The sequence below is a fragment of the Yinghuangia aomiensis genome, from assembly GCF_039542225.1.
GTDB lineage: Bacteria > Actinomycetota > Actinomycetes > Streptomycetales > Streptomycetaceae > Yinghuangia > Yinghuangia aomiensis.
Genome location: NZ_BAABHS010000034.1, coordinates 47,589 through 67,783 on the forward strand (window position 1 = coordinate 47,589; position 20,195 = coordinate 67,783).

Genomic DNA, 20,195 nt, shown 5'->3' on the forward strand with positions numbered 1-20,195 from the left:
TCGGCGTTGGTGGATTCGCGGGCGGCGTGACGCCAGGGCTCGTGCAGGTAGTCAGGCCACACACAGGCCACCTGCTGGGGCCAGCGACACGACAGTTGACTATGCGCGGCGCCGCTCCAGCGTCCGTCGCGGCGATGTTGGTCTGAGCCACTTGACGCTACGACAAGGGGAAATGCACAGGTCAGGTGGTAGGTCTGCGGCTCGGTGGTCGCGGCGGGTAGACACTGGGAGTGCCCGGGGAACCTGCTTCACCGGAGGCGATCACCATGCGTTCGTCCACTCGCGGCCGGGCTTACCGGCGTTGTGGCTGTCGCGACAGCAATCGGCGTCAGCTCGGTGCCCGCTGCCCCAGGCTGGCAGCGGAATACCGGCATGGGACGTGGGCGTTTGCGGTTGATGTTCCGGCGCCGCGTGGTGTCCGGACGACGGTGCGTCGGAGTGGGTTCGGTAGCGAGTCGGCGGCCCGGATGGCGTTGCGGCGTGTGTTGGATGGTGAGGGGGGTTACGACGCGGATCCGAATCAGACGGCCGCGGAGTACCTCGAGGGCTGGCTGGCGGCGAAAGAGCTGACGCTGAAGCCGACGACGTACGCTCGCTACCGGGACTACGTGACGAAGGACCTGATCCCGGGTCTGGGCACGTTGCGGTTGGACGACCTCGGACACCGGCAGATCCTTGCTTTGGTGCGCCGACAGCTCGGGGCAGGTCGTGGCCGCACGACGATCTACCGGTGCATGGCGACCCTTTCCAGCGCGTTGGGCGATGCCGTGCGTCATCACCGGCTGGCGTCGAATCCCGCGAGCCCGCCGGTGATGCGCCGGCCGCCGAGTCCGGAACGGGTGGTGTGGACTGCCGATGAGGCGGCCCGGTTCCTGGAGTGCGCACATGTGCACGACCCGTTGCTGGCGGATCTGTGCGAGGTATTGATCGGGACCGGGATGCGTAAGGGCGAGGCGCTGGGCCTGCATTGGGACGACGTGCACTTGGACGCGGGCGTGCTCTACGTGCGCTACACCCTGTCGTGTGTGGACAACAATCGCCTGGTCATAACCTCGCCGAAGACCCGGAACAGCCGGAACTGGGTGGCCATTTCGGGCCGTCTCGGCGAGGCCTTGCAGCGCCGTGCGGCTCAGCAGCGCCGCGACGCGGCCGACCCGCGGACCGGGCCGTTCGCCGGCTTGGTGTTCACTCGCGCTGACGGGCGTCCGTTGCGGCCGCAGACGTTGCTGGACCGCTTCCGGCATCTGTCTGCGGAAGCGGGGTTGCCGCGGATCACGATGCACGATCTGCGGCACCTGGCTGCGACGATCACCATCGCTGCGGGGGTGCCGCTGGTGGTGGTGTCGAAGACGCTGCGGCATTCGACGTTGTCGACGACGGCGAACATCTAGGCCCATCTCACTCGGCCGGCCGCGCGCGCCGCAGTCGTCACCATTCAGCGGGTCCTCGCGCAGGCCGAGGAGCACCTCACGACGGGCGGTCTGTTGTCGAGTGCGCGTGGCGCGATGCCGCCGGAGCCTCGCGGCTGGCTACGGCAAGTCACCGATCTGATGAACCCCACCCGCGCTGCTGCTCGGCCGCCGTTCGAGCCCGCGACCACCCTGCGACCACCAAAAGACGCAGGCACGGGAGTCGGAGCGGCTGATCTCACCTTGTTCGACGGTGAGTTGGCGAACGGGTTTCGGTCGCCTGCGCCGGAATGCGACCACCCTGCGACCCCACACTCCCGGGTACCGGAAAGGCCGCCCCCTCCGTATGGAGAGAACGGCCTCCGACCTGCGTAAACGCTGGTCGGGACGACAGGATTTGAACCTGCGACCCCTTGACCCCCAGCGGGCAAATGACCTCGTCATTACGGGGGCTGATCCGCTGTCATGACAGGTCCGTGAGAGCTCCTGTGAGAGCTTCGGTGAGAGGTCCAGTGAGTGACGGTGTCTCGGTCTGATTCCTGAGGGACCGTCGCCGTCGACATCGTCAGGCGTTTCGTGCGAAGCCGAATCGTACGGCGTTGCGCATCGGCGGGTCGTGTGGCGCTGTGTAACCGGTGCCTGTGCGTCGAAGATTTCCCCTAGTTGGGGCGCCGTGCCTCGCGGCCGCTCTTCGGCAGGTCAGTCGGCTGGGACGGGATCGGGGTGGATGCGGTTGGTGGTGTGGCTCAGGTGGGTGCCCGTGCCGCCGTGGGTGATCTTGACGATTTCGGCGAGGATCGAGACGGCGGTCTGTTGGGGTGATCGGGCGCCGAGGTCGAGGCCGATGGGGGAGTGGAGGCGGGCGAGTTCGGCTGGTGTGACGCCGGCGCTGTGGAGGCGTGTGAGGCGGTCCTCGTGGGCGCGGCGGCTGCCCATGGCTCCGACGTAGGCGACGGGGAGGCGTAGGGCGCGGGTGAGGACGGGTACGTCGAACTTGGGGTCGTGGGTGAGGACGCAGATGGCGGTGCGTGTGTCGACGTGGGTGCGGGCGAGGTAGCGGTCGGGCCAGTCGACGACGAGTTCGTCGGCGTGGGGGAAGCGTTCCGGGGTGGTGAAGACGGGGCGGGCGTCGCAGACGGTGACGTGGTAGCCGGTGAAGTGTCCGAGGTCGGCGACGGCGGCGGCGTAGTCGTTCGAGCCGAAGACGAGCAGGCGCGGGCGCGGCAGGTGGCTGCGCACGAACACCGCCTCGGCGTCGTCGTGCGGATGGCTGACGCCGGAGTGTCCGTCGGTGAGACTGCGGTCGGCCAGCGCAGCCAGCGGGCCGGATTGGCCGGAGAGCCCGTGGTGGCCGACGCGTTCGCGGTCGGGGCTGGCGACGACGGTGGCGACCGCGATCGGTGTGCCGTCCTGTAGTGCGGTGAGAACGGCGGGGAACTCCGGGTAATGCCGGGCGTCCACGGGTTCGACGAACACCTCCAGCGTGCCGCCGCACGTCAGTCCGGCCATCAGCGCGTCTTCATCGCTGACGCCGTACGCGGCGGCCTGCGCGCGGCCGGTGGCGATCACGTCGCGGGCGAGTTCGTAGACCGCGCCCTCCACGCAGCCGCCCGAGACGCTGCCGAGGACCGTACCGTCGGACGAGACCGCCATGACGGCGCCGATCTCGCGGGGTGCGCTGCGGTGGGTCGCGGTCACCGTAGCGAGGGCGAAGGTTCTCCCGGTGCGGTACCACGCCGCCAGTTCGCCGCTCAGTTCGCGCACGGGTCGGTCCTCCTCGTCGGTATGGATGCTCGGGCTACGGCGGGCTCGGTCGGCCGACGGCCGGATCAGCCGCGTGCGGCCGCGTGGGCCGCTGCGTCGGCGCGGAACACGCGCGTGCGTCCCCGGGGTTCGTGGCCCCTCGCTTGGGCGGTGGCAAGCTCGGTTTCCAATGCTTCGTGGAGGTTGGCCATGAACGTGTCCGGGTCGTCCGACGCGTCGGCGTTCTCGGGGATGATCCGGTCGACCGTGCCCGCGGCGAGGAGGTGTTCGGCGCCGACTTTCTGTGCGCGGCTCATCTCTGCGGCGTGAAGCGCGTCGCCGTGGACGATGGCGCTGGCGCCCTCCGGCGGCAAGGGCGCGAGCCAGGCGTTCTGGGCGGCTAGGACGCGGTCGGCCGGGAGCAGGGCGAGAGCGCCGCCCCCCGTGCCGCGGCCGAGGAGGAGGGAGATCGTCGGGGTGCGCAGGGCGGCCAAGTCGGCGAGACAAGCGGCGATCTCGCGGGCCAGACCCCCTTCTTCAGCGGCGGTGGAGAGCGCGGCGCCGGCCGTGTCCACGACCGTGAGCAGCGGCAGGCCCAGTTCTTCGGCGAGGCGCATGCCGCGGCGGGCGGTGCGCAGGCCCGCGGGTCCGGGGGGACCTGCTGCGGCTTCGGCTTCGCGGTCGTGGCCGACGACCACGCACGAGGCGGCGCCGAAGCGCAGCACGCCGAGGAACATGGCGTGGTCGCGCTCGCCGTGTCCGGTGCCGTTCAGCGGCAGGACGTCGTCGGCTTCGTCGAGGAGCTGCCGTAGGCCGGGGCGCCTGGCGCGCCGCGTGCGTTCGACGGCCTCCCACGGGTCGACGGGCGGGGCTTCGTGTGGGACAAGTCGGGCCGCGTCGCGGCTGGGGCAGGCCGGCGGGTCGACAAGCCGCAGGATGCGTGCCGTGTGCTCGCGTAGTCCGGCGGCGGGTATGAGGGCGTCGACGAGGCCGTGGGCGAAGAGGTTTTCGGCGGTCTGGACGCCGGGCGGGAACGGCTCGCCGGTGAGGACCCGGTAGACGCGCGGGCCGAGGAAGCCCAGCAGCGCCTCGGGTTCGGCGGTGGTGACCTGCCCGAGGGATCCCCAGGAGGCCATGGCGCCGCCGGTGGTCGGGTGGCGCAGGTGGACCAGGTAGGGGAGGCCGGCCTGCCGGTGCCGTACGACAGCGGCGCAGATGTCGGCCATGCGGACGAACGCGGGGGTGCCTTCCTGCATGCGGGTGCCGCCGGAGGCCGGGCACGCCAGCACGGGAAGACCTTCGGCGGTCGCCCGGTCGAGCGCAGTCACGATCCGCTCCGCCTCGTGGACGCCGAGCGAGCCCCCGAGGAAGCCGAACTCGCTGACCAGCAGGACGATCCGCTGGCTGTGGACACGTGCTTCACCCGTCAGCACCGAGCCGTCGATCCCGGTGGCCGCGCGCGCGTTCGTGAGCGCCTCGCGATAGGCGGGGTCCTCTGTGTCGACGGGGTGCGGGACATCCCAGGACGTCCACGAGCCGGGATCGGCGATGGCGGCGATGAGGGCGTGCGCGGTCAGACGCTCGGGCATCTGCGGTCCTTGCGTGATCGGAGTGGTGTGGTTCGGAGTGGTGTGATCGAAGTGGTGTGCAAGCAGCCGATGTGCGTGGCCGATGCGGGTCGTCGGAGCGGCCGGTCAGCGGACGGACAGCCCGCCGTCCGGCCGGAGGATCTCGCCGGTCATGCCGCAGGCGGCGTCCGAGGCGAGGAAGCGGTACAGGGGCGCGATTTGCTCCGGTGTGAGGACGACCCGGAGCGGATTCAGGTCGCGGGTGGCCTCGCGGATTCCGTCGGGGTCCTCGGCGAACACCCCCGTCCCGTCGGCTTCGCGCAGGTCGGTCAGGATCCCGCCGGGGGCCACGGCGTTGACCCGGACGTGCGGGGCCAGGTCGCCCGCGAGATGCCGGACGACGCCGAGCGCCGCGTGCTTGGCGGCCGCGTAGGCGATCCCGGCGCCCATCTCCGGCGAGACGTGGAACGAAGCGTCGGACAGGGTGAAGACCATCGCGCCATGCGAGGCGGTCAGGGCCTCGGACGCGGCCTTGGCGGCGAGGACGTAGCCGACGACGTCGACGTCGAGCACGCGCCGCGTCAGCGCGGCCAAGTCCTCCGCGGACCGGTCCGCGAGCCGCGCACCTCCGTCGTGGATCCCCGCGTTGGCGACCAGGAGGTGCAGGGCTCCGTGGCGTTCGACGGCGGTTTCCACCGCGCGCCGGTTGTCGTCGGGGCTGGTGACGTCGCCGAGTACCAGGGTGGCGCCGCCGAGGGCGTCGGCGCCGTCGTCCGGTGCCCGCCGGTCCAGCACGACGACCTCGTGGTCGTGGGCCAGCAGGTCGGCGACGACGGCGCGGCCGATGCCGGACGATCCGCCGGTCACCAGCGCCACACGCTTGCTGATTGTCGAACTCACGGTACGCAACTCACAGGAAGTAGAGGCGGCTGAGGGGAACGGAGTCGGCTGCCCCGGACTCGACGGGTTTGCCGTCTAGGGTGACCCGGCCGGTCGACGCGTCGACCCGGACCGCGCCGGTGCGGCGGTTGAGCACCATGTCGGTCAGACCGATGCCGCGCGTGCCGCGGACCGGGACGCGGCGCCTGCGGGTAGGCAGGGTGTCGGCGGCGCCGAGGAAGCCGGCCGAGACGAAGGCGACGGATATCTCCGCGGGGGTGGCGCCGTGGGCGCCGAACTGCGCGCCGAGGATCCGGGGTTCCGCGGACTCCACGGCCGCGTTCGGGTCGCCGGTGACGCCGTAAGCCGGGAACCCGGCCTTCAGCACAAGGTTGGGCTTGGCCCCGAAGTACGCCGGGTCCCACAGCACGATGTCGGCCATCTTCCCGACCTCGATCGACCCGACCTCGTGGGCGAGCCCGTGGGCGATCGCCGGGTTGATGGTGAGCTTGGCGAGGTAGCGCAGCACCCGGTCGTTGTCGTGCGGGCCGATGGCGTCGCCGCGCATCTTGGCGGCGAGCTGGAAGGTGCGGCGGACGGTTTCGCCGGCTCGCCCCATGCCCTGCGCGTCGGAGGAGGTGATGGGGATGACGCCGAGTTCGTGGAGCATGTCCTCGGCGCCCATCGTCCCGGCCCGGATGCGGTCGCGGGCGATGACGACGTCGGACGGCAGGTCGGTCTTGAGTCCGTGGCACGAGACGATCATGTCGAAGTGCTCGGCGAGGGCGTCGCGTCCGAAGGGGAGTGTCGGGTTCGTCGACGATCCGATGACGTTCGGCTCGCCGGCGAGCCGCAGCACGTCGGGGACGTGTCCGCCACCGCAGCCTTCGATGTGGAAGGCGTGGATGGTGCGGCCGTCCAGCACGGCCAGGGTGTCCTCGACCGACAGGGCCTCGTTGAGGCCGTCGGTGTGCAGGGCGACCTGGACGTCGTACTCCTCGGCAACGGTCAGGGCCGTGTCCAGGGCGCGGGAGTGCGCGCCCATGTCCTCGTGGACCTTGAACCCGCAGGCGCCGCCGTCCCGCAGCGCGCGTACCAGGGACTCCGGGTCGGACGCCGAACCGCGCGCGAGGAAGCCGATGTTGACCGGCCACGCGTCGAACGCGCCGAACGCGTGCCGCAGCGCCCACGGCGAGTTCACCCCGACGCCCCAGACGGGCCCGAACTCCTGGCCGATGATGGTGGTGACCCCGGAGGCTAGCGACGCCTCCATGATGCGCGGCGACATCAGGTGCACGTGGGTGTCGATCGCGCCGGCGGTGGCGATGAGGCCTTCTCCGGAGATGATCGTCGTCCCGGTGCCGGTGACCACGTCCACCCCGTCCAGGGTGTCCGGGTTCCCGGCGCGGCCGATCGCGGTGATCCGCCCGTCGGTGATGCCGATCGACGCGCTCCGGATGCCCTGCACCGGGTCGATGACCAGGACGTTGCTGACCACCAGATCGCAGGACGGCCCCGCGGCCCGCAGGTGCAGGCCGTCACGGGCGGTCTTGCCAAAGCCGGCGAGGAACTCATCGCCGGGCTGCTGCGAGTCGTGCTCCACCTCGACGACCAGCCCGGAATCTCCGAGCCGGACGTGGTCGCCGCGGCGTGGTCCGTGGATCATGCGTTCTCCCAGTATCCGCAGGCGCGGGCTTTCTCCAGGGCGCGTTCGCGTGCGCCGGGTGCGTCGAGGGGGCCGTCGACCAGTCCGGCGAAGCCGATGACCACGCGGTGCCCGCCGATCGGGAACAGGCCGACCTCGACCGACGCGCCCGGGTCGAACCGCACGGTGGCGCCTGCCGGGATGGCGAGCCGCATGCCGTACGCCGCGGCACGGTCGAACCGCAGCCGCGGGTTGACTTCGAAGAAGTGGAAGTGCGAGGTCACACTGATCGGCACGGTCGCGCTGTTGGTCACCGTGAGGGTCGCCGCGGGCTCGGGCGCCGCGGGCAGCGCATGCCGCTCCGTCACCCACGGCGCACCCTCGACGCCGAACGGGTCGGTCACCACGGCCAGCCGGGTGCCGTCCTCGAACACCGCCTCGACCTGCACTTCGGTGACGATGTCCGGGACGCCGGGCAGCACGTCATCGGCGCCCAGCACCGCGCGGCCCGCGGCGATGGCCTCGGCGAGCCGCAGCCCGTCACGGGCCGCTTCGGTGACCGTGTCGGCGATCAGCGCGGTGGCCTCCGGCGCGTTGAGGCGCAGCCCGCGGGCCCGCCGGGTGCGGGCCAGTTCGGCGGCGCTGAACAGCAGGAGCCGATCGCGCTCGGTCGGGGTCAGGAGCATGCCGACCTCCGGGCGCGCATGATGCCGGCGTAGCCGGTGCAGCGGCACAGGGTGCCGGCCGGGTCGGCCCCGCCGTACGCCGCGACCAGTTGGCCGGGCGTGCAGAACCCGCACTGGAACCCGCCCTCATCGGCAAAGGCACGGCACAGGCCCGGTGCGGCCGCGGCGACGCCTTCGACCGTGGTCACCTCTCCGGTGACCCGGAACGCGGGGGTGAGGCAGGACATGACCGGGCGTCCGTCCAGCAGCACAGTGCACGCGCCGCATTCGCCGACGCCGCACGCCTCCTTGGTGCCGGTCAGCCCCAGCGGGCCGCGCAGCACGTCGAGGAGCCGGTCCCCCGGCTCGACGGGCACATCGTGCGGCGATCCGTTGACGGTCAGGAGCATGCTTCCTCCAGAAGGCGCTTGAGCAGGCCCGTGCCCGCGGTGAGCTTCCAGCCGTTGTCGCGCAGCGGGTGCGCGTCGCGTGTCCACGCCGCGGCTGCGACGTCCGGAGCGGCCCCGGCGAGGACCAGGCGTTCGACCTCGCGGGCGCGGTACGGCACAGGCGCGACGCCCCCGAGGACGACGCGGCATTCACCGGTGTCGGAGGAGAGCGAGACCGCCGCCGACACCGTGGCGAACCCGCCCTCCCAGAGCCGCAGTTTCGCGAACGAGGTCCGCCGCGCCCGGGCGGCGGCGGGCACCCGGACGCCGGTGACGACTTCGTCGTGGCCGATCACCGTCTCGCCCGGGCCGGTGTACAGATCGGCCATCGCGATGTCCCGGCGCCCGGTGCGTACCACCGCGTCCAACGCGGTGAACGTGGTGGCCAGGTCGGACGGGGTGACCGCTTGGCACCGGTGGCCGTCGATGACCGCGTGGTAGAAGCGGTGGTCGCCCAGGATCGCGTAGCACGGCGACGCGACGCCGTTGCGCTTGTAGCAGTCGAAGCCTTGTCGGTAGAACCAGCAGCGCTTGTCCTGCAGGAGGTTTCCGGCGACCGTCGCCATGTTGCGGATCTGGGTGGAGGCGATCCCCGCGGCCGTGTCGCGCAGCGCAGGTCCCGCCTCGTCGGAGGCGGCGAGTTCGGCGAGGGTGACCCCGGCGCCGATCAGCAGCCCGCCGTCCGCGCCCGGTTCGATGCGGCCCATGCCGCGGCATCCGGTCAGGTCGACCAGCGTGGAGGGCGCGACCAGGCGTTGCTTGCGGGCCACCAGAAGATCGGTGCCGCCCGCAAGCACCTTGGCACCGGGGTTCGCCGCCAACACCGCGGTGGCCTCGGCGGGGGTGGCCGGGGAACGGAACTCGGACACCGGCCCGACCCGCGGCCCGCGGCCCCAGGGTGTGCCGAAGCGGGCCAGTGCCGCGTGGATGCCCCGGGGGTATCCCCATCGGATGGCGGCAACCCACCAACGGTCCGGCCGCCGCCACAACGGGCGCACCGGCGTCTCTTTGCCGAGCGCGCGCAGGATCCGGTCCGGGGTGAGCGGCGCTTCACGGACCCGGGTGCCGAGCGCGTGGCTGACCGCGTTGACCAGCGCGGCCCCGGTCGGCAGCAACGCGATCTCGGCGAGGCCCTTGGCACCGTACGGGCCGACGGGGTCGTCGGACTCCAGGAAGTGCACGTCGATGTCGGGCACGGCGCCGGCCCGCGGCATCGCGTAGTCGGCGTAGCCGGTGTTGACTACACGGCCGCCCTCGAAGAGCAGTTCTTCGCCCAGCGCGGCGCCGAGCCCGATGACGACGCCGCCCTCGACCTGGCCCCGGGCGGTCAACGGGTTGAGGATGTGCCCGGAATCGTGTGCCGCGACGACCTTGACCACACGCAACGCACCGGTGTCGCGATCGACGTCGACCTCGACCGCTTGGGCGGCGAAAGAGTAGGTGGCCGAGATATCTCCGGCGCCCGTGTAGTCGTCTTCTTCGAAGTCGCCCACGTACTCCGCGTCGACGCTCAGGTCCCCGTCCGCCAGGTCGACCAGGTCGCCGAGGTCGACGGCTCCGCCGCCGCCGAGGGCTTGGCCGTCGCGGAGGGACACGTCGTCCGCGGCGCAGCCGAGCTTGGCGGCGGCCCGCCCGCGCAGCTCGTCGGCGGCCGCGCGGGCGGTCATGCCGACCGCGTGCGCGGAAATGAACGTGCCGCGGGACGCGCCCGCGCCCGTGTCGTGGAGGGTCCGGTCGGTGTCCGTCGTCAGCACGTCGACACGGTCGAGCGGCAGGCCGAGTTCGTGGGCGACGACCTGCGCGAGCATGGTCTTCTGCCCGGTGCCCGGGTCCGCGGCTCCGGTACGCAGCCGGACGCGCCCGTCGCGGCCCACGTCCACGGAGGCACCGGACTCGACCATGCCCGCCCGGCGCAGACCGGTGACGTGGATGGTGACGGCGACGCCCACACCCCGCCCCGATCCGCCGAGCCGGCGTTTCTCGTCCCAGCCGATCTCGCGGCGGACCGTCTCCAGGCACGCGGCCAAGCGCGAGGACTTGACCTGCCAGCCGGTGACGGCGGTTTCGCCGGCGTCGCCGACCGCGTTGGCGAGCCGGAAGTCGATCGGGTCCATGCCCACCGCGTCCGCGAGTTCGTCCGCGATGATCTCGAGACCGAAGTTCGGCGGATAGCCGCCCGCGCCGCGGAACGACGACGGCGGCTGCGTGTTCGTGTACACGCACCGCCCGTGCGCCTCGTAGCCGAGGACGCGGTACGCCGACCCCAGCGCGCTGGCGCCGTAGTACGTCTCGCTCGGCCCGGCCATGTTGTAGGCGCCGTTGTCGCTCAGGAACTCGGCGGCCAAGTGGGTGACCTTGCCGTCGGCATCCGCGCCGAACTCCAGCTCCATGTCCCACGACTGGCGCGACTTGGTGAACGCGAACTCGTCGGCGCGGTCGTGCTGGAGGCGGACCGGCCGCCCGCACTTCATGCTGAGCGCGCCGGCCAAGGCCTCCAGATGGGAGATGTCCACGCGGGAGCCGAAGTCGCCGCCGACGGTGATCTCGTTGAGGTGGACCTGTTCCGGTGCGAGGTCCAGGACCTGGGCGACGTCGGTGTGCACCGCCCGCGGGCCCTGGGACGGCGCCCACATCTCCAGCCGTCCGCCGGTCCAGTGCGCGACGACCGTGTGCGGTTCCATGATCGCGTGTGCCTGCTTGGGCGACACGTACCGCCCGCGGACGACGTGCACCGCGGCGCGCCGCCCGGCTGCGATGTCGCCATGCGTCTGCCGGGTCTCCGAAGCCACGTTGCCGCCCGGATGGATCGCGGGCGCCCCGGGCGCGAGCGCGTCGGCGACCGTGAAGGCGGCCTTCGTCCGCCGGTACTTCACCTTGATCAAGGCCAGCGCGCGGTCCGCCTGTTCGCTGGTCTCCGCGGCCACGACGGCGACGGGCTCGCCGATATGCCGCACGACATTGGACGCCAGCACCCGGCGGTCCGTGTACGGCTCTCCGTAATCGAGGTAGCGCCGATCGGGCAGATCGGCCGAGGTCAGCACGCACACCACGCCCGGCAGCGCCGCGGCCGCGGAGACGTCGATCCGCAGGATCCGCGCGTGCGGATGCGGGCTGCGGAGCACTCCGCCGACCAACATGCCGGGAAGGGACAGGTCGGCCGCGTACTGCGCGGTCCCGTCGGTTTTCGCCGCCCAGTCCACGTGCGGCACGGATTGACCGATCATGAGGCGTCCTTGGTTGCGAGAGCCTTGCCCGGCACCCAGCCGGGGCCGGGGACGCTTGCCCGCAGCCTGCGGGTGTAGTCGTGCTGCGGGTCGTCGAGCACCTGGGCGGTGGGCCCGGCTTCGACGATGGCGCCCTGGTACATGACGACGACGTCTTCGGTGATCTGGCGGACCACGGCGAGGTCGTGCGAGATGAGGATGTAGCTGACGTCGGTGCGTTCCCGGATGTCGGCGAGCAGGTTGAGGACCTGCGCCTGGATGGAAACGTCGAGCGCGGCCACCGCCTCGTCGAGGATGAGCACCTCGGGTTCGGCGGCGAGCGCACGGGCGATGGCGACACGCTGGCGCTGCCCGCCGGACAAGGCACCGGGGCGGCCGCGGAGCATGCGCTCGTCCAGGCCGACCAGGTCCGCCAGTTCGGTGACCCGGCGGCGGCGCTCCTCCGCCGTGTGGCGGAAGTGCACCTTCAGGACCTCCTCCAGACAGGAGGAGATCGTCTGGCGCGGGTCGAGCGAGCTGTACGGGTCCTGGAACACCATCTGGATCTGCCGGGCCCGCGCGCGGCGGCGCGCCGTGGACCGCACCCGCCCGACCGGCTCCCCGTCGATGAGGATCCGCCCGGATGTGGGGGCTTCCAGCCCGACGAGCATGCGCGCGGTCGTCGTCTTGCCCGAACCGGACTCTCCGACGATGCCCAGGGAACCCCCGCGCCGCAGGGCGAAGGACACCTCGGAGACGGCGGTGTTCGTACCGAACACCTTGCGCAGGCCCTCGGCCTCAAGAATGGGTGCCATCAGATATCTCCCACCCGGTGGCAGCGGACGTCGTCGACCAGCGCGGGTTCCTCATCCCGGCACGTGTCGATGGCATGCGGGCATCGCGGGGCGAACGCGCAGCCGTCCGGTGCCTCGAAGGCGGACAGCGGCTTGCCAGGGATGACCGGCAGCCGTCGCACCGTCTCGGTGACACTCGGCCGCGACGTCAGCAGCCCACGCGTGTACGGATGCACGGCGTCCTCATGGAGCGCCGTGGACGGCAGCTGCTCCACGAGCGACCCGGCGTACATGACCCCGATCCGGTCGCACACGGCACCCGCCAGCTCCAAGTCGTGAGTGATGAACAGCATCGCCACCCCGTGCTCCGCGCGCAGCCTGCCGAGGATGGCCATCACCTCCGACTGCGTGGTGACGTCCAAGGCCGTGGTCGGCTCGTCCGCGAGCAGCAGCCGCGGATCACCCATCAGCGCGGAAGCGATCATGACGCGCTGCAGAAGGCCCCCGGACAGCTGGTGGGGGTACTGCCGCAGTCGCCGGCCGCCGTCCGCGATGCCGACCTCGGCCAGCAGCGCGACGGCTTTCTCCTCCGCGGCGGGCCGCCGCATGCCGAGGTTGGTGCGTGCGGCCTCGGTGAGGAAGTCGCCGACGGTGCGGACCGGATTGATCGACGCGCGGGGATCCTGGAAGATCATCGCGACGTCATGGCTGCGGTAGCGCCGCAGGTCCTCCCCGCCGAGTTCGAGCACCGGCCGATCGTCGAAGACGATGGCGCCTTCGCATGCGGCGCCTTCCGGGAGCAGCCTAGCGACCGCTTTCGCGGTCATGGACTTGCCCGACCCCGATTCGCCGATCAGCCCGAACGCCTCGCCGGCGCCGATGGCGAAGGACACGTCGTGGATGACGGTCCGCGGCTGCCCTTCCACGGGGAGCCTCACCCGCAGGTTCGTGATCTCCAACATCAGCGGATCCGCTCCTCCAACCGGTCGCCCAGCAGGTTGAACGCGGCCACCACGACGACGATCAACGCACCGGCGTACAAGCACTCCTGCGGGAAGCCCTCGATGATCGACGGCTGCCCGGTCGACACCATCACGCCCCAGTCCGCGGTCGGCGGCTGCACGCCGAGGCCGAGGAACGACAGCGCGGCCAGGTCGACCATCGCGTAGCCGAACGTCAGCGTCGCCTGCGCGAGGATCAGCGGCATCAGGTTCGGCAGCAGGTGCCGCACGCAGATCGAGAACCCGCTGACGCCCTGGATGGTGAGCGCGGTGATGTACGGCTGCGCCCGCTCCCGCAGCGCCGCCCCGCGCACCAGCCGCGCGATGTACGGCACATACGAAATCGCGAGCGCCGTCACCGCCATGCCGAGCCCGGCACCGAACAGCGCGACCACCAGGATGGCCAGCAGCACGCCCGGGAAGGCGAACAGCACATCGACGACACGTGACACCGCGGCGTCGAACCAGCCGCCCCGCCACGCCGACACCACCGCGACGGCGACCCCGAGCACGGTGGCCAGCAGCACCACCAGCAGGGGCCCGGTCAGGCTCGACCGGGCTCCCCAGATGAGGCGCGACGCCAGGTCGCGCCCCGACGCGTCGGTGCCGAGCAGGTGCTCGGCGGACGAGCCCTGGTGGGCGTCCATCAGGCTGATGGCGTCGGGATCGTCCGGAGCCAGCCAAGGGGCGAGCACGCCGATCACCGCCAGCACGGCGACAACGGAAAGTGCGACGACACCCGACCTGCCCGTGCTCCGCGTCAGCGACACGGTCGCCGTGGTCATTTCCCACCTCCTGGAGCCATGCGGGCGTCCGCCAGCGTGTACAGCACGTCGATCAGCGTGTTCAGGACGACGAACGCCGCGACGAGCAGCAGCACGATCGCCTGCACCACCGGGTAGTCCGACTTGGTCACCGACTCGATCAGGAAGGCACCGACCCCGTTGAGGCTGAAGGCGCGTTCGATGACCAACGACCCCACCACCAGCCCGGCGATCGTCAGGCCCGCCACGGTGGTGATGGGCACCATCGCGTTGCGCAGGACGTGGCGCCGGACGACGAGGCTGCGCGGGATGCCGCGGCTGACCGCGGTCTGCACGTGCTCCTTGCCCATCTCCTCCCGGACGGCCGCCCGGGTGAGCCGGGCGACCGTTGCCGTCGAGGAGAGCGCCAGTGCGAACGCCGGCAGGGTCAGGTGCCACAACTGGTCACCGAACCCCTCGCCCGGCCCGAACACGGGGAACCAGCCGAGCCCGGTGGCGAAGACGATGATCAGCACGATTCCGGTGAGGAAGCTCGGCACCGCCATGCCCGCCGTGGTGGCCAGCATGATCGTGGTGTCCACCGGTCCCTTGCGCAGCGCCGCGACGACGCCCAGCGTGATGCCGGCCACCAGGATCAGCAGCGCCGCATAGGCCACCAGGAACAGCGTGGTCGGCAGGCGTGCCGTGATGAGTCCGGCGACGTCCTGTTTGGCGATGATCGACTGGCCGAAGTCGCCGTGCAGCACGTCGGTGAGCCAATACCAGTACCGGGTCAGGAACGGGTCGTCCAGGTGGTAGTGGTCGCGCAGCCGTGCCATCGCCTCAGGGTCGACCGCGTGCCCGCCCGTCAGCACCGCGATCGGGTCGCCGGGGGCGAGCGTCGTGGCGCCGAACACCACGAAGCTCGCCGCCAGCAGGGTCAGCACCAGCCCGAGGAGGCGCCGCGCCAGGAAACTACCGAGCGCCGACATCTGCGGCCCACGGGTAGTAGAGGTAGACGAAGGACGCCGGCGCGCCGGTGATCTTCTTGTTCATGAAGAGCCGGTTGGCGGGCTCCACGAGCGGCAGCACGGCCACGTCGGACGTGATCTGCTTCTGCGCGGCGATGATCAGCGCGGCACGGGCGGCGTCGTCCTTGGTCGCCACTGCTTCGTTCAGCTGCCGGGTGACCTCGGCGTTGTCGTAGCCGCTGTAGTTGTAGAAGTCACCGGGTCGGAAGCTGCGGTACAGCTGCAGCGGCTCGGGGACGTCGGTGTAGTTGGTGGTGAAGAACGCGTCGGTCTGGTTGCGCGCGTCCTTGTCGAAGAAGAACGTCGTGTAGGTCGAGGTCGGGAAGCCCTGGAGCCGGATGTTCAGCCCGATCTTCTTGCCGGCGTCCTGGACGACCGTGGCGAGCTGGGCGTACAGCGGGAAGTCGGACACGGACGCGATGACGATCTCGTCCTTGGGGGAACCGGCTTCCTGGACCAGCTTCTTGGCCGCCTCGATGTCGGTGCGCGGCGCGGGCAGTTGGTCGTACGCGGCCTTGTACGCGTCGGCGGCGTAGCCCCACGAGCCGGTGGCGACGTATGTGCGCACCGGGGCCGCGGTGCCCTTGTAGATCTGCTGGACGATGCCCTGGTAGTCGATCGCCAGCGCGAGTGCGCGGCGGATCCGGACGTCCTGGAGCGGCGACTTCTTCTCGGTGGGCAGCAGGTCGAGCGTGGCCTGCGTCTTGCCCTGGTACAGGGTGCCGCTGCCGGCCAGCTGGGCGAGACCGGACAGCGGCGCGTCGTACGTGCCGTCGATCTCACCGGTCTGCAGCGCGTTCGTGGTCGCCGCCTCGTCGGTGACGAAGGAGAACTGGAAGCTCTTGGCCTTGGCGCGGTGCGCGGCGTCCCAGTAGCCGTCGTTGCGAGCCAGGGTCAGGGACTGGCCGCGGACCCACGACTGCACCTTGAACGGGCCGGTGCACATCAGGCCGCCGTCGGGGGTGCCCAGGGCTTCGCCCTTGGACTTGGTGTAGGCGGCACTGCCGACCACACCTGCGGGAGTGGCCAGCCAGCGGTCGAACATCGCGTCGGGCTGCTTGAGCTTGACGGTGACCTCGTCGGGCCCGGTCGCCTTGACCGAGTCGACCTTCTCGTAGAACACCGCCCAGAACGACGCGACCGCGGGGTCGAGGTGCCGGTTGAGGCTGTAGGCCACGTCCTCGGCGGTGAGGGGCGAGCCGTCCCAGAAGGTGACGCCCTTGCGGATCTTGTAGACGTAGGTGGTCGGGTCCGGGTTGCTGCTCGACTCGGCGAGCGCGGGCTCCACCTTGAGGTCGGGCGTCAGGCGGTACAGGCCCTCGCACAGGTTCGCCACGACCGAGTTCTCGGAGTAGCTGTAGGCCTTCGTCCAGTCGAGCGACGCCGGTTCACCGTAGGGGAGGTTCCAGGTGACCTTGTCGATGTCTTTGGACGGCTTGGGGGTGAGGATGTCGGTGCCGGTGGCTCCGGACGGGTTCTGTCCCCCGGACTTGTTCGTGTCATTGGTGGAGCAGGCTGCCGTGGCTGTGATGCAGACGGCTGCCAAGACCGCGCATGTGCGCAGACGTCTCATGTGGGACTCCGTTTCACCAGGACGTGGCTATGTACTTCGTTTCGAGGAACTCCAGAAGTCCGTCGTGGCCGCCTTCGCGTCCCACGCCGCTTTGCTTGACCCCGCCGAACGGGGCCGCGGGGTCCGACACCAGGCCGCGGTTGAGGGCGACCATGCCGAAGTCGAGTCGTTCGCCGACGCGCAGGCCGCGCGCCAGGTCCCGCGTGTACACGTAGGCGGCGAGCCCGTGCGGGGTGTCGTTGGCCGCTTCGATCGCCGCGGCTTCGCCGTCGAAGCGCACGATGGGCGCCACGGGTCCGAAGATCTCCTCGCGGAGGATCGGGGCCTCCGCGGGCACGTCCGCCAGCACCGTGGCCGGGTACGCGAACCCGGGGCCGTCCGGCAGCTGCCCGCCGGCGAGGACCTTGCCGGTGCCTCCGGTGACCAGGCCGTGCACGCGGTCGCGTGCGGAGCCGCTGATGAGCACCGTCTCCTGGTCCTTGAGCGCGGCCGCCAAACGGGTCGCGAACTCGTCGGCGACCGCCGACTCGACGTAGAACCGGTTGGCCGCGGTGCAGGCCTGCCCGCCGCCGCGCATCTTGGCGATGAGCGCTCCTTCGATCGCGGCGTCGAGGTCGGCGTCGGCGAAGACGATGAACGGCGCGTTGCCGCCGAGTTCCATCGAGCAACTGATGATGCCGTCCGCGGCCTCGCGCAGCAGGATGGCGCCGACCTCGGTGGATCCGGTGAACGAGAGCTTGGCGACCCGCGGGTCGTGCAGCATGGCCGAGACGACCGGGCCGCTGCGCTCGGCGACCACCACGTTGACCACGCCCGCCGGAACCCCGGCCTCGGCCAGGATCTCGGCGACGACCAGCGCGGTCAGCGGGGTTTCCAACGCCGGCTTGAGGACGACGGTGCAGCCCGCCGCGAGCGCCGGGCCGATCTTGCGCGTTGCCATGGCCGCGGGGAAGTTCCACGGCGTGACCAGGACGGCGACGCCGACGGGCTGCCGCATCACCAGGATCTTGTTGCCGCCCGCGGGGGCGGTGCGCAGGTCGCCGTCGATGCGCACGGCCTCTTCCGAGTACCAGCGGAAGAACTCGGCCGCGTAGGCGACTTCGGACAGGGCGTCGGCGCGCGACTTGCCGTTCTCGGCGACGATGAGGTCGGCGATCTCGTCGGCGCGCTCGGTCATCAGCGTGAAAGCGCGGCGGAGGATCTCGCCGCGGGTGCGCGGCGCGGTGGCGGCCCAGTCGCGGGCTGCGTCGTGCGCGGCGGCCACGGCGGCGAGGCCGTCCGCGGTGTCCCCGGCGGCGACCGAGGCGATCTCGGTGCCGTCGGCGGGATTGAGCACCGGGATCCGCCGCCCGGAGGCGGCGGGAGTCCAGCGGCCCGCGATGAACAGATCGGTGGGTGTCACGTGCTGGCTCCGGAGGATAGGAGGAGGGACGGGACCGGCGTCCGGTCCCCGGGTCCGGCGCCCGATGCCCGGAAACGGACATCGGGCGCCGGACGCGGAACGTCAGAGGTTCTGCTTGCGGCTCATTGCCGGTGCCACCGTGCGGCCCACGCCGTGCTCCTCGGCGCGGCGCAGAATGTGCGCGGCCAGGACGAGGTCCTGCTCGGGGCTGCCGATGGACTTGAAGACGCTGTACGGCTCGGTGCGCCGGGCCGGAGCGGCGAGGGCGGTACCGAGGAGTTCGAAGGACTCCGGGGCGAGGGCGGCTTCGATGAGGTCGCCGGATTCGGCGATGGCGTCCTCGGTGTCGATGAGAATGCGGGACGCGCGGGCGAACACGTCGCCGGCGGCCTCGCGCTGGTCGGGCGAGGTCGATCCGATCGTGGCCACCACCGCGGCGCCGGCCACATCGTCGGCGTGGTAGACCACGCTGCCGTTGGATTGGGTGGCCGAGTACACGATGTCGACGCCGTCGGTGGCCTTGCGCAGCGTGTCCACGGGGATGACCGGGAGCGCGAGTTCGTCGTTCATGCGGGTCGCGAAGATCTCGCGGTTGACCGTGTTGCGGCTGTAGACGCGCGCCGCCCGGATCGGGACGACGCGGGCGAGGGCCCGCAGCCCGGCCTGGGCTTCGGCGCCCGAACCGATGACGGCGACGACGGCCTTGCGGTCGGAGCCGTAGAGGGCTTCCACGCCCACGGCGGCGGTCGCCGCGGTGCGGAGCGTGGTGATCGACGCGGCGTCCACGACACCGAGGGGCGCACCGTCGGAGGCGCGGAAGATGTGGCACGCGTACCAGACGCCGCCGTCGATCCAGTGGAACTGCTTGTAGCCGAAGATGCCCAGCGACGGCATGGCCGCGCCCATGATCCGGACCCCGGACTCACCGTTCGCCCAGTCGAACTGCACCCGCCCGTCAATGACTTCGCCGGCCGCCCGGGCGGACGCCGCGTCGCGCGCGGCGGCCAGGGCGTCCTCCTGGGTGACCAGGTCCGGCAGGTCGGCCGCATCGATCATGCGCATCACTTCGGGTTCCTCCCGAGGAAGAAGGCGTCGTCGTCGTCGGACGTCGTCGGCAGCCCGGACTTCTCCAGGCCCTTGCGCAGGGCGCGCATCTGCTCCTCGTCGATGCGCATCTGCGGGAAGCGGAGCGGGCCGCCGTTGAAGCCGTTGAGCCAGCCCTGGTACTTCCACTGCATGCGGTGCACAAGGTTGGCGCCGGCCACGGCCTTGCCGCCGACCGCGGAGACCACCTGGCGGGCCGGGTGGAGCCGCCAGTAGATCTCCATCGCCTCGTCGACCGTCGCCGGGTCTTGGAGCAGCCGGAACATCCGGGGGATCTCGGGGCCGAAGTACTCGTAGTTCGAGGTGCCCATCCACGGCATGCCGAACGTGGTGGTCCACGCGGCGCAGTTCATCTCCATGGGGTCCGTCACCAGCACGCGGTCGCGGAACTGCCGGAAGATCTGGGACGTTCCGGAGATGCCGGGGTCGCCGATCTCGTTCTTGATCGCCACGACGTTGGGGATGGTGTCGACCATCTCCTCCAGCCAGGCCGGTGCGAAGCCCGAGGGGTGCAGCCGCCCGAAGTTCCACATGTCCAGGGCGAAGACGACCAGGCCCATGTTCGTGGCGTCGGCGACGGCCTTGGTGAAGGCCACGACCTCGTCGGGCGTCTGCGGGTAGAAGGTGAGCGGGTAGGACAGCAGGACCAGGTCGACCCCGATGGCTTCGGCGTCGCGGACCAGCGCGATGGTGTCCGCGAGCGTGGGCTCGGAGGCCTGGAGGATGGTGACCATGTCGTCGCCGACCTCGTCGACGACGGTGCGCATGAACTGCCGGTACTCGGCGGGGGTGGTGCCGCATTCCGAGACCAGCAGGGCGCCGGTGAAGCCGAGTTCGCGTTCGAGGGCGGCGTCGTGCCGGATGGCCGCCTCGTTGAGGCCGGTGAGGTCGCCGGTGAAGGTCGGCATGAGGCAGCCGGCGGCCCCTCGCAGGTCGGACATGGCCCACGCCCGCGCCTGGCCGGGTGCGAACTTCATGAGGTACTC

16 protein-coding genes are annotated in these 20,195 nt (G+C 71.1%); 1 reads left to right on the forward strand and 15 read right to left on the reverse strand.

Annotated features, from left to right (window positions below):
- Nucleotides 1-467 precede the first annotated feature (467 nt).
- The gene (locus ABEA93_RS33615) at nucleotides 468-1,391 is read left to right on the forward strand and encodes a tyrosine-type recombinase/integrase (protein ID WP_345679687.1); all 924 of its coding nucleotides are present in this window, start codon (nucleotides 468-470) and stop codon (nucleotides 1,389-1,391) included.
- A 717-nt stretch (nucleotides 1,392-2,108) separates the two neighbouring features.
- Here the strand turns inward: ABEA93_RS33615 and ABEA93_RS33620 are convergent.
- The 15 genes from ABEA93_RS33620 to ABEA93_RS33690 all read right to left on the reverse strand — a co-directional run bounded on the left by ABEA93_RS33620 (nucleotide 2,109) and on the right by ABEA93_RS33690 (nucleotide 20,186).
- On the reverse strand, nucleotides 2,109-3,173 hold the full coding sequence (locus ABEA93_RS33620; protein ID WP_345679688.1) for an XdhC family protein: 1,065 nt from the start codon (nucleotides 3,171-3,173) through the stop codon (nucleotides 2,109-2,111).
- A gap of 65 nt (nucleotides 3,174-3,238) precedes the next feature.
- Nucleotides 3,239-4,741 carry a carboxyl transferase domain-containing protein gene (locus ABEA93_RS33625; RefSeq protein ID WP_345679689.1) on the reverse strand — a complete coding sequence of 501 codons (1,503 nt, stop codon included), beginning with the start codon at nucleotides 4,739-4,741 and terminating at the stop codon, nucleotides 3,239-3,241.
- Between the two features lie 105 nt (nucleotides 4,742-4,846).
- Nucleotides 4,847-5,620, reverse strand: a complete 774-nt coding sequence (locus tag ABEA93_RS33630; RefSeq protein ID WP_345679690.1) for an SDR family oxidoreductase — start codon at nucleotides 5,618-5,620, stop codon at nucleotides 4,847-4,849.
- Nucleotides 5,621-5,630: 10 nt separating this feature from the next.
- A complete protein-coding gene (locus tag ABEA93_RS33635; protein ID WP_345679691.1) occupies nucleotides 5,631-7,265 on the reverse strand; it encodes an urease subunit alpha in 1,635 nt (544 codons plus the stop codon).
- Entirely contained in the window at nucleotides 7,262-7,930 is a 669-nt protein-coding gene (gene ureA, locus ABEA93_RS33640) for an urease subunit gamma (RefSeq protein ID WP_345679692.1), read from the reverse strand. Before ureA ends, ABEA93_RS33635 begins: the two co-directional genes overlap by 4 nt.
- Nucleotides 7,921-8,319 (reverse strand): (2Fe-2S)-binding protein, encoded by a 399-nt coding sequence (locus ABEA93_RS33645; protein WP_345679693.1) that lies wholly within the window; start codon nucleotides 8,317-8,319, stop codon nucleotides 7,921-7,923. The genes ureA and ABEA93_RS33645 overlap by 10 nt, the downstream gene beginning before the upstream one ends.
- A complete protein-coding gene (locus ABEA93_RS33650) occupies nucleotides 8,310-11,582 on the reverse strand; it encodes a molybdopterin cofactor-binding domain-containing protein (protein WP_345679694.1) in 3,273 nt (1,090 codons plus the stop codon). Before ABEA93_RS33650 ends, ABEA93_RS33645 begins: the two co-directional genes overlap by 10 nt.
- Nucleotides 11,579-12,376, reverse strand: a complete 798-nt coding sequence (locus ABEA93_RS33655; RefSeq protein WP_345679695.1) for an ABC transporter ATP-binding protein — start codon at nucleotides 12,374-12,376, stop codon at nucleotides 11,579-11,581. The genes ABEA93_RS33650 and ABEA93_RS33655 overlap by 4 nt, the downstream gene beginning before the upstream one ends.
- Nucleotides 12,376-13,317 (reverse strand): ABC transporter ATP-binding protein, encoded by a 942-nt coding sequence (locus ABEA93_RS33660; protein ID WP_345679696.1) that lies wholly within the window; start codon nucleotides 13,315-13,317, stop codon nucleotides 12,376-12,378. Before ABEA93_RS33660 ends, ABEA93_RS33655 begins: the two co-directional genes overlap by 1 nt.
- Nucleotides 13,317-14,141, reverse strand: coding sequence for an ABC transporter permease (locus tag ABEA93_RS33665; protein ID WP_345679697.1), 825 nt, complete (start codon nucleotides 14,139-14,141; stop codon nucleotides 13,317-13,319). Before ABEA93_RS33665 ends, ABEA93_RS33660 begins: the two co-directional genes overlap by 1 nt.
- Nucleotides 14,138-15,091: an ABC transporter permease gene (locus ABEA93_RS33670; protein WP_345679698.1), complete on the reverse strand. Its 954-nt coding sequence runs from the start codon at nucleotides 15,089-15,091 to the stop codon at nucleotides 14,138-14,140. The genes ABEA93_RS33665 and ABEA93_RS33670 overlap by 4 nt, the downstream gene beginning before the upstream one ends.
- Nucleotides 15,075-16,703 carry an ABC transporter substrate-binding protein gene (locus ABEA93_RS33675; RefSeq protein ID WP_345679699.1) on the reverse strand — a complete coding sequence of 543 codons (1,629 nt, stop codon included), beginning with the start codon at nucleotides 16,701-16,703 and terminating at the stop codon, nucleotides 15,075-15,077. The genes ABEA93_RS33670 and ABEA93_RS33675 overlap by 17 nt, the downstream gene beginning before the upstream one ends.
- A gap of 13 nt (nucleotides 16,704-16,716) precedes the next feature.
- Nucleotides 16,717-18,105 (reverse strand): NAD-dependent succinate-semialdehyde dehydrogenase, encoded by a 1,389-nt coding sequence (locus ABEA93_RS33680; protein ID WP_345679700.1) that lies wholly within the window; start codon nucleotides 18,103-18,105, stop codon nucleotides 16,717-16,719.
- A gap of 102 nt (nucleotides 18,106-18,207) precedes the next feature.
- Entirely contained in the window at nucleotides 18,208-19,167 is a 960-nt protein-coding gene (locus tag ABEA93_RS33685; RefSeq protein WP_345679701.1) for a hypothetical protein, read from the reverse strand.
- A complete protein-coding gene (locus ABEA93_RS33690) occupies nucleotides 19,167-20,186 on the reverse strand; it encodes a dihydrodipicolinate synthase family protein (RefSeq protein ID WP_345679702.1) in 1,020 nt (339 codons plus the stop codon). Before ABEA93_RS33690 ends, ABEA93_RS33685 begins: the two co-directional genes overlap by 1 nt.
- Nucleotides 20,187-20,195: the final 9 nt, after the last annotated feature.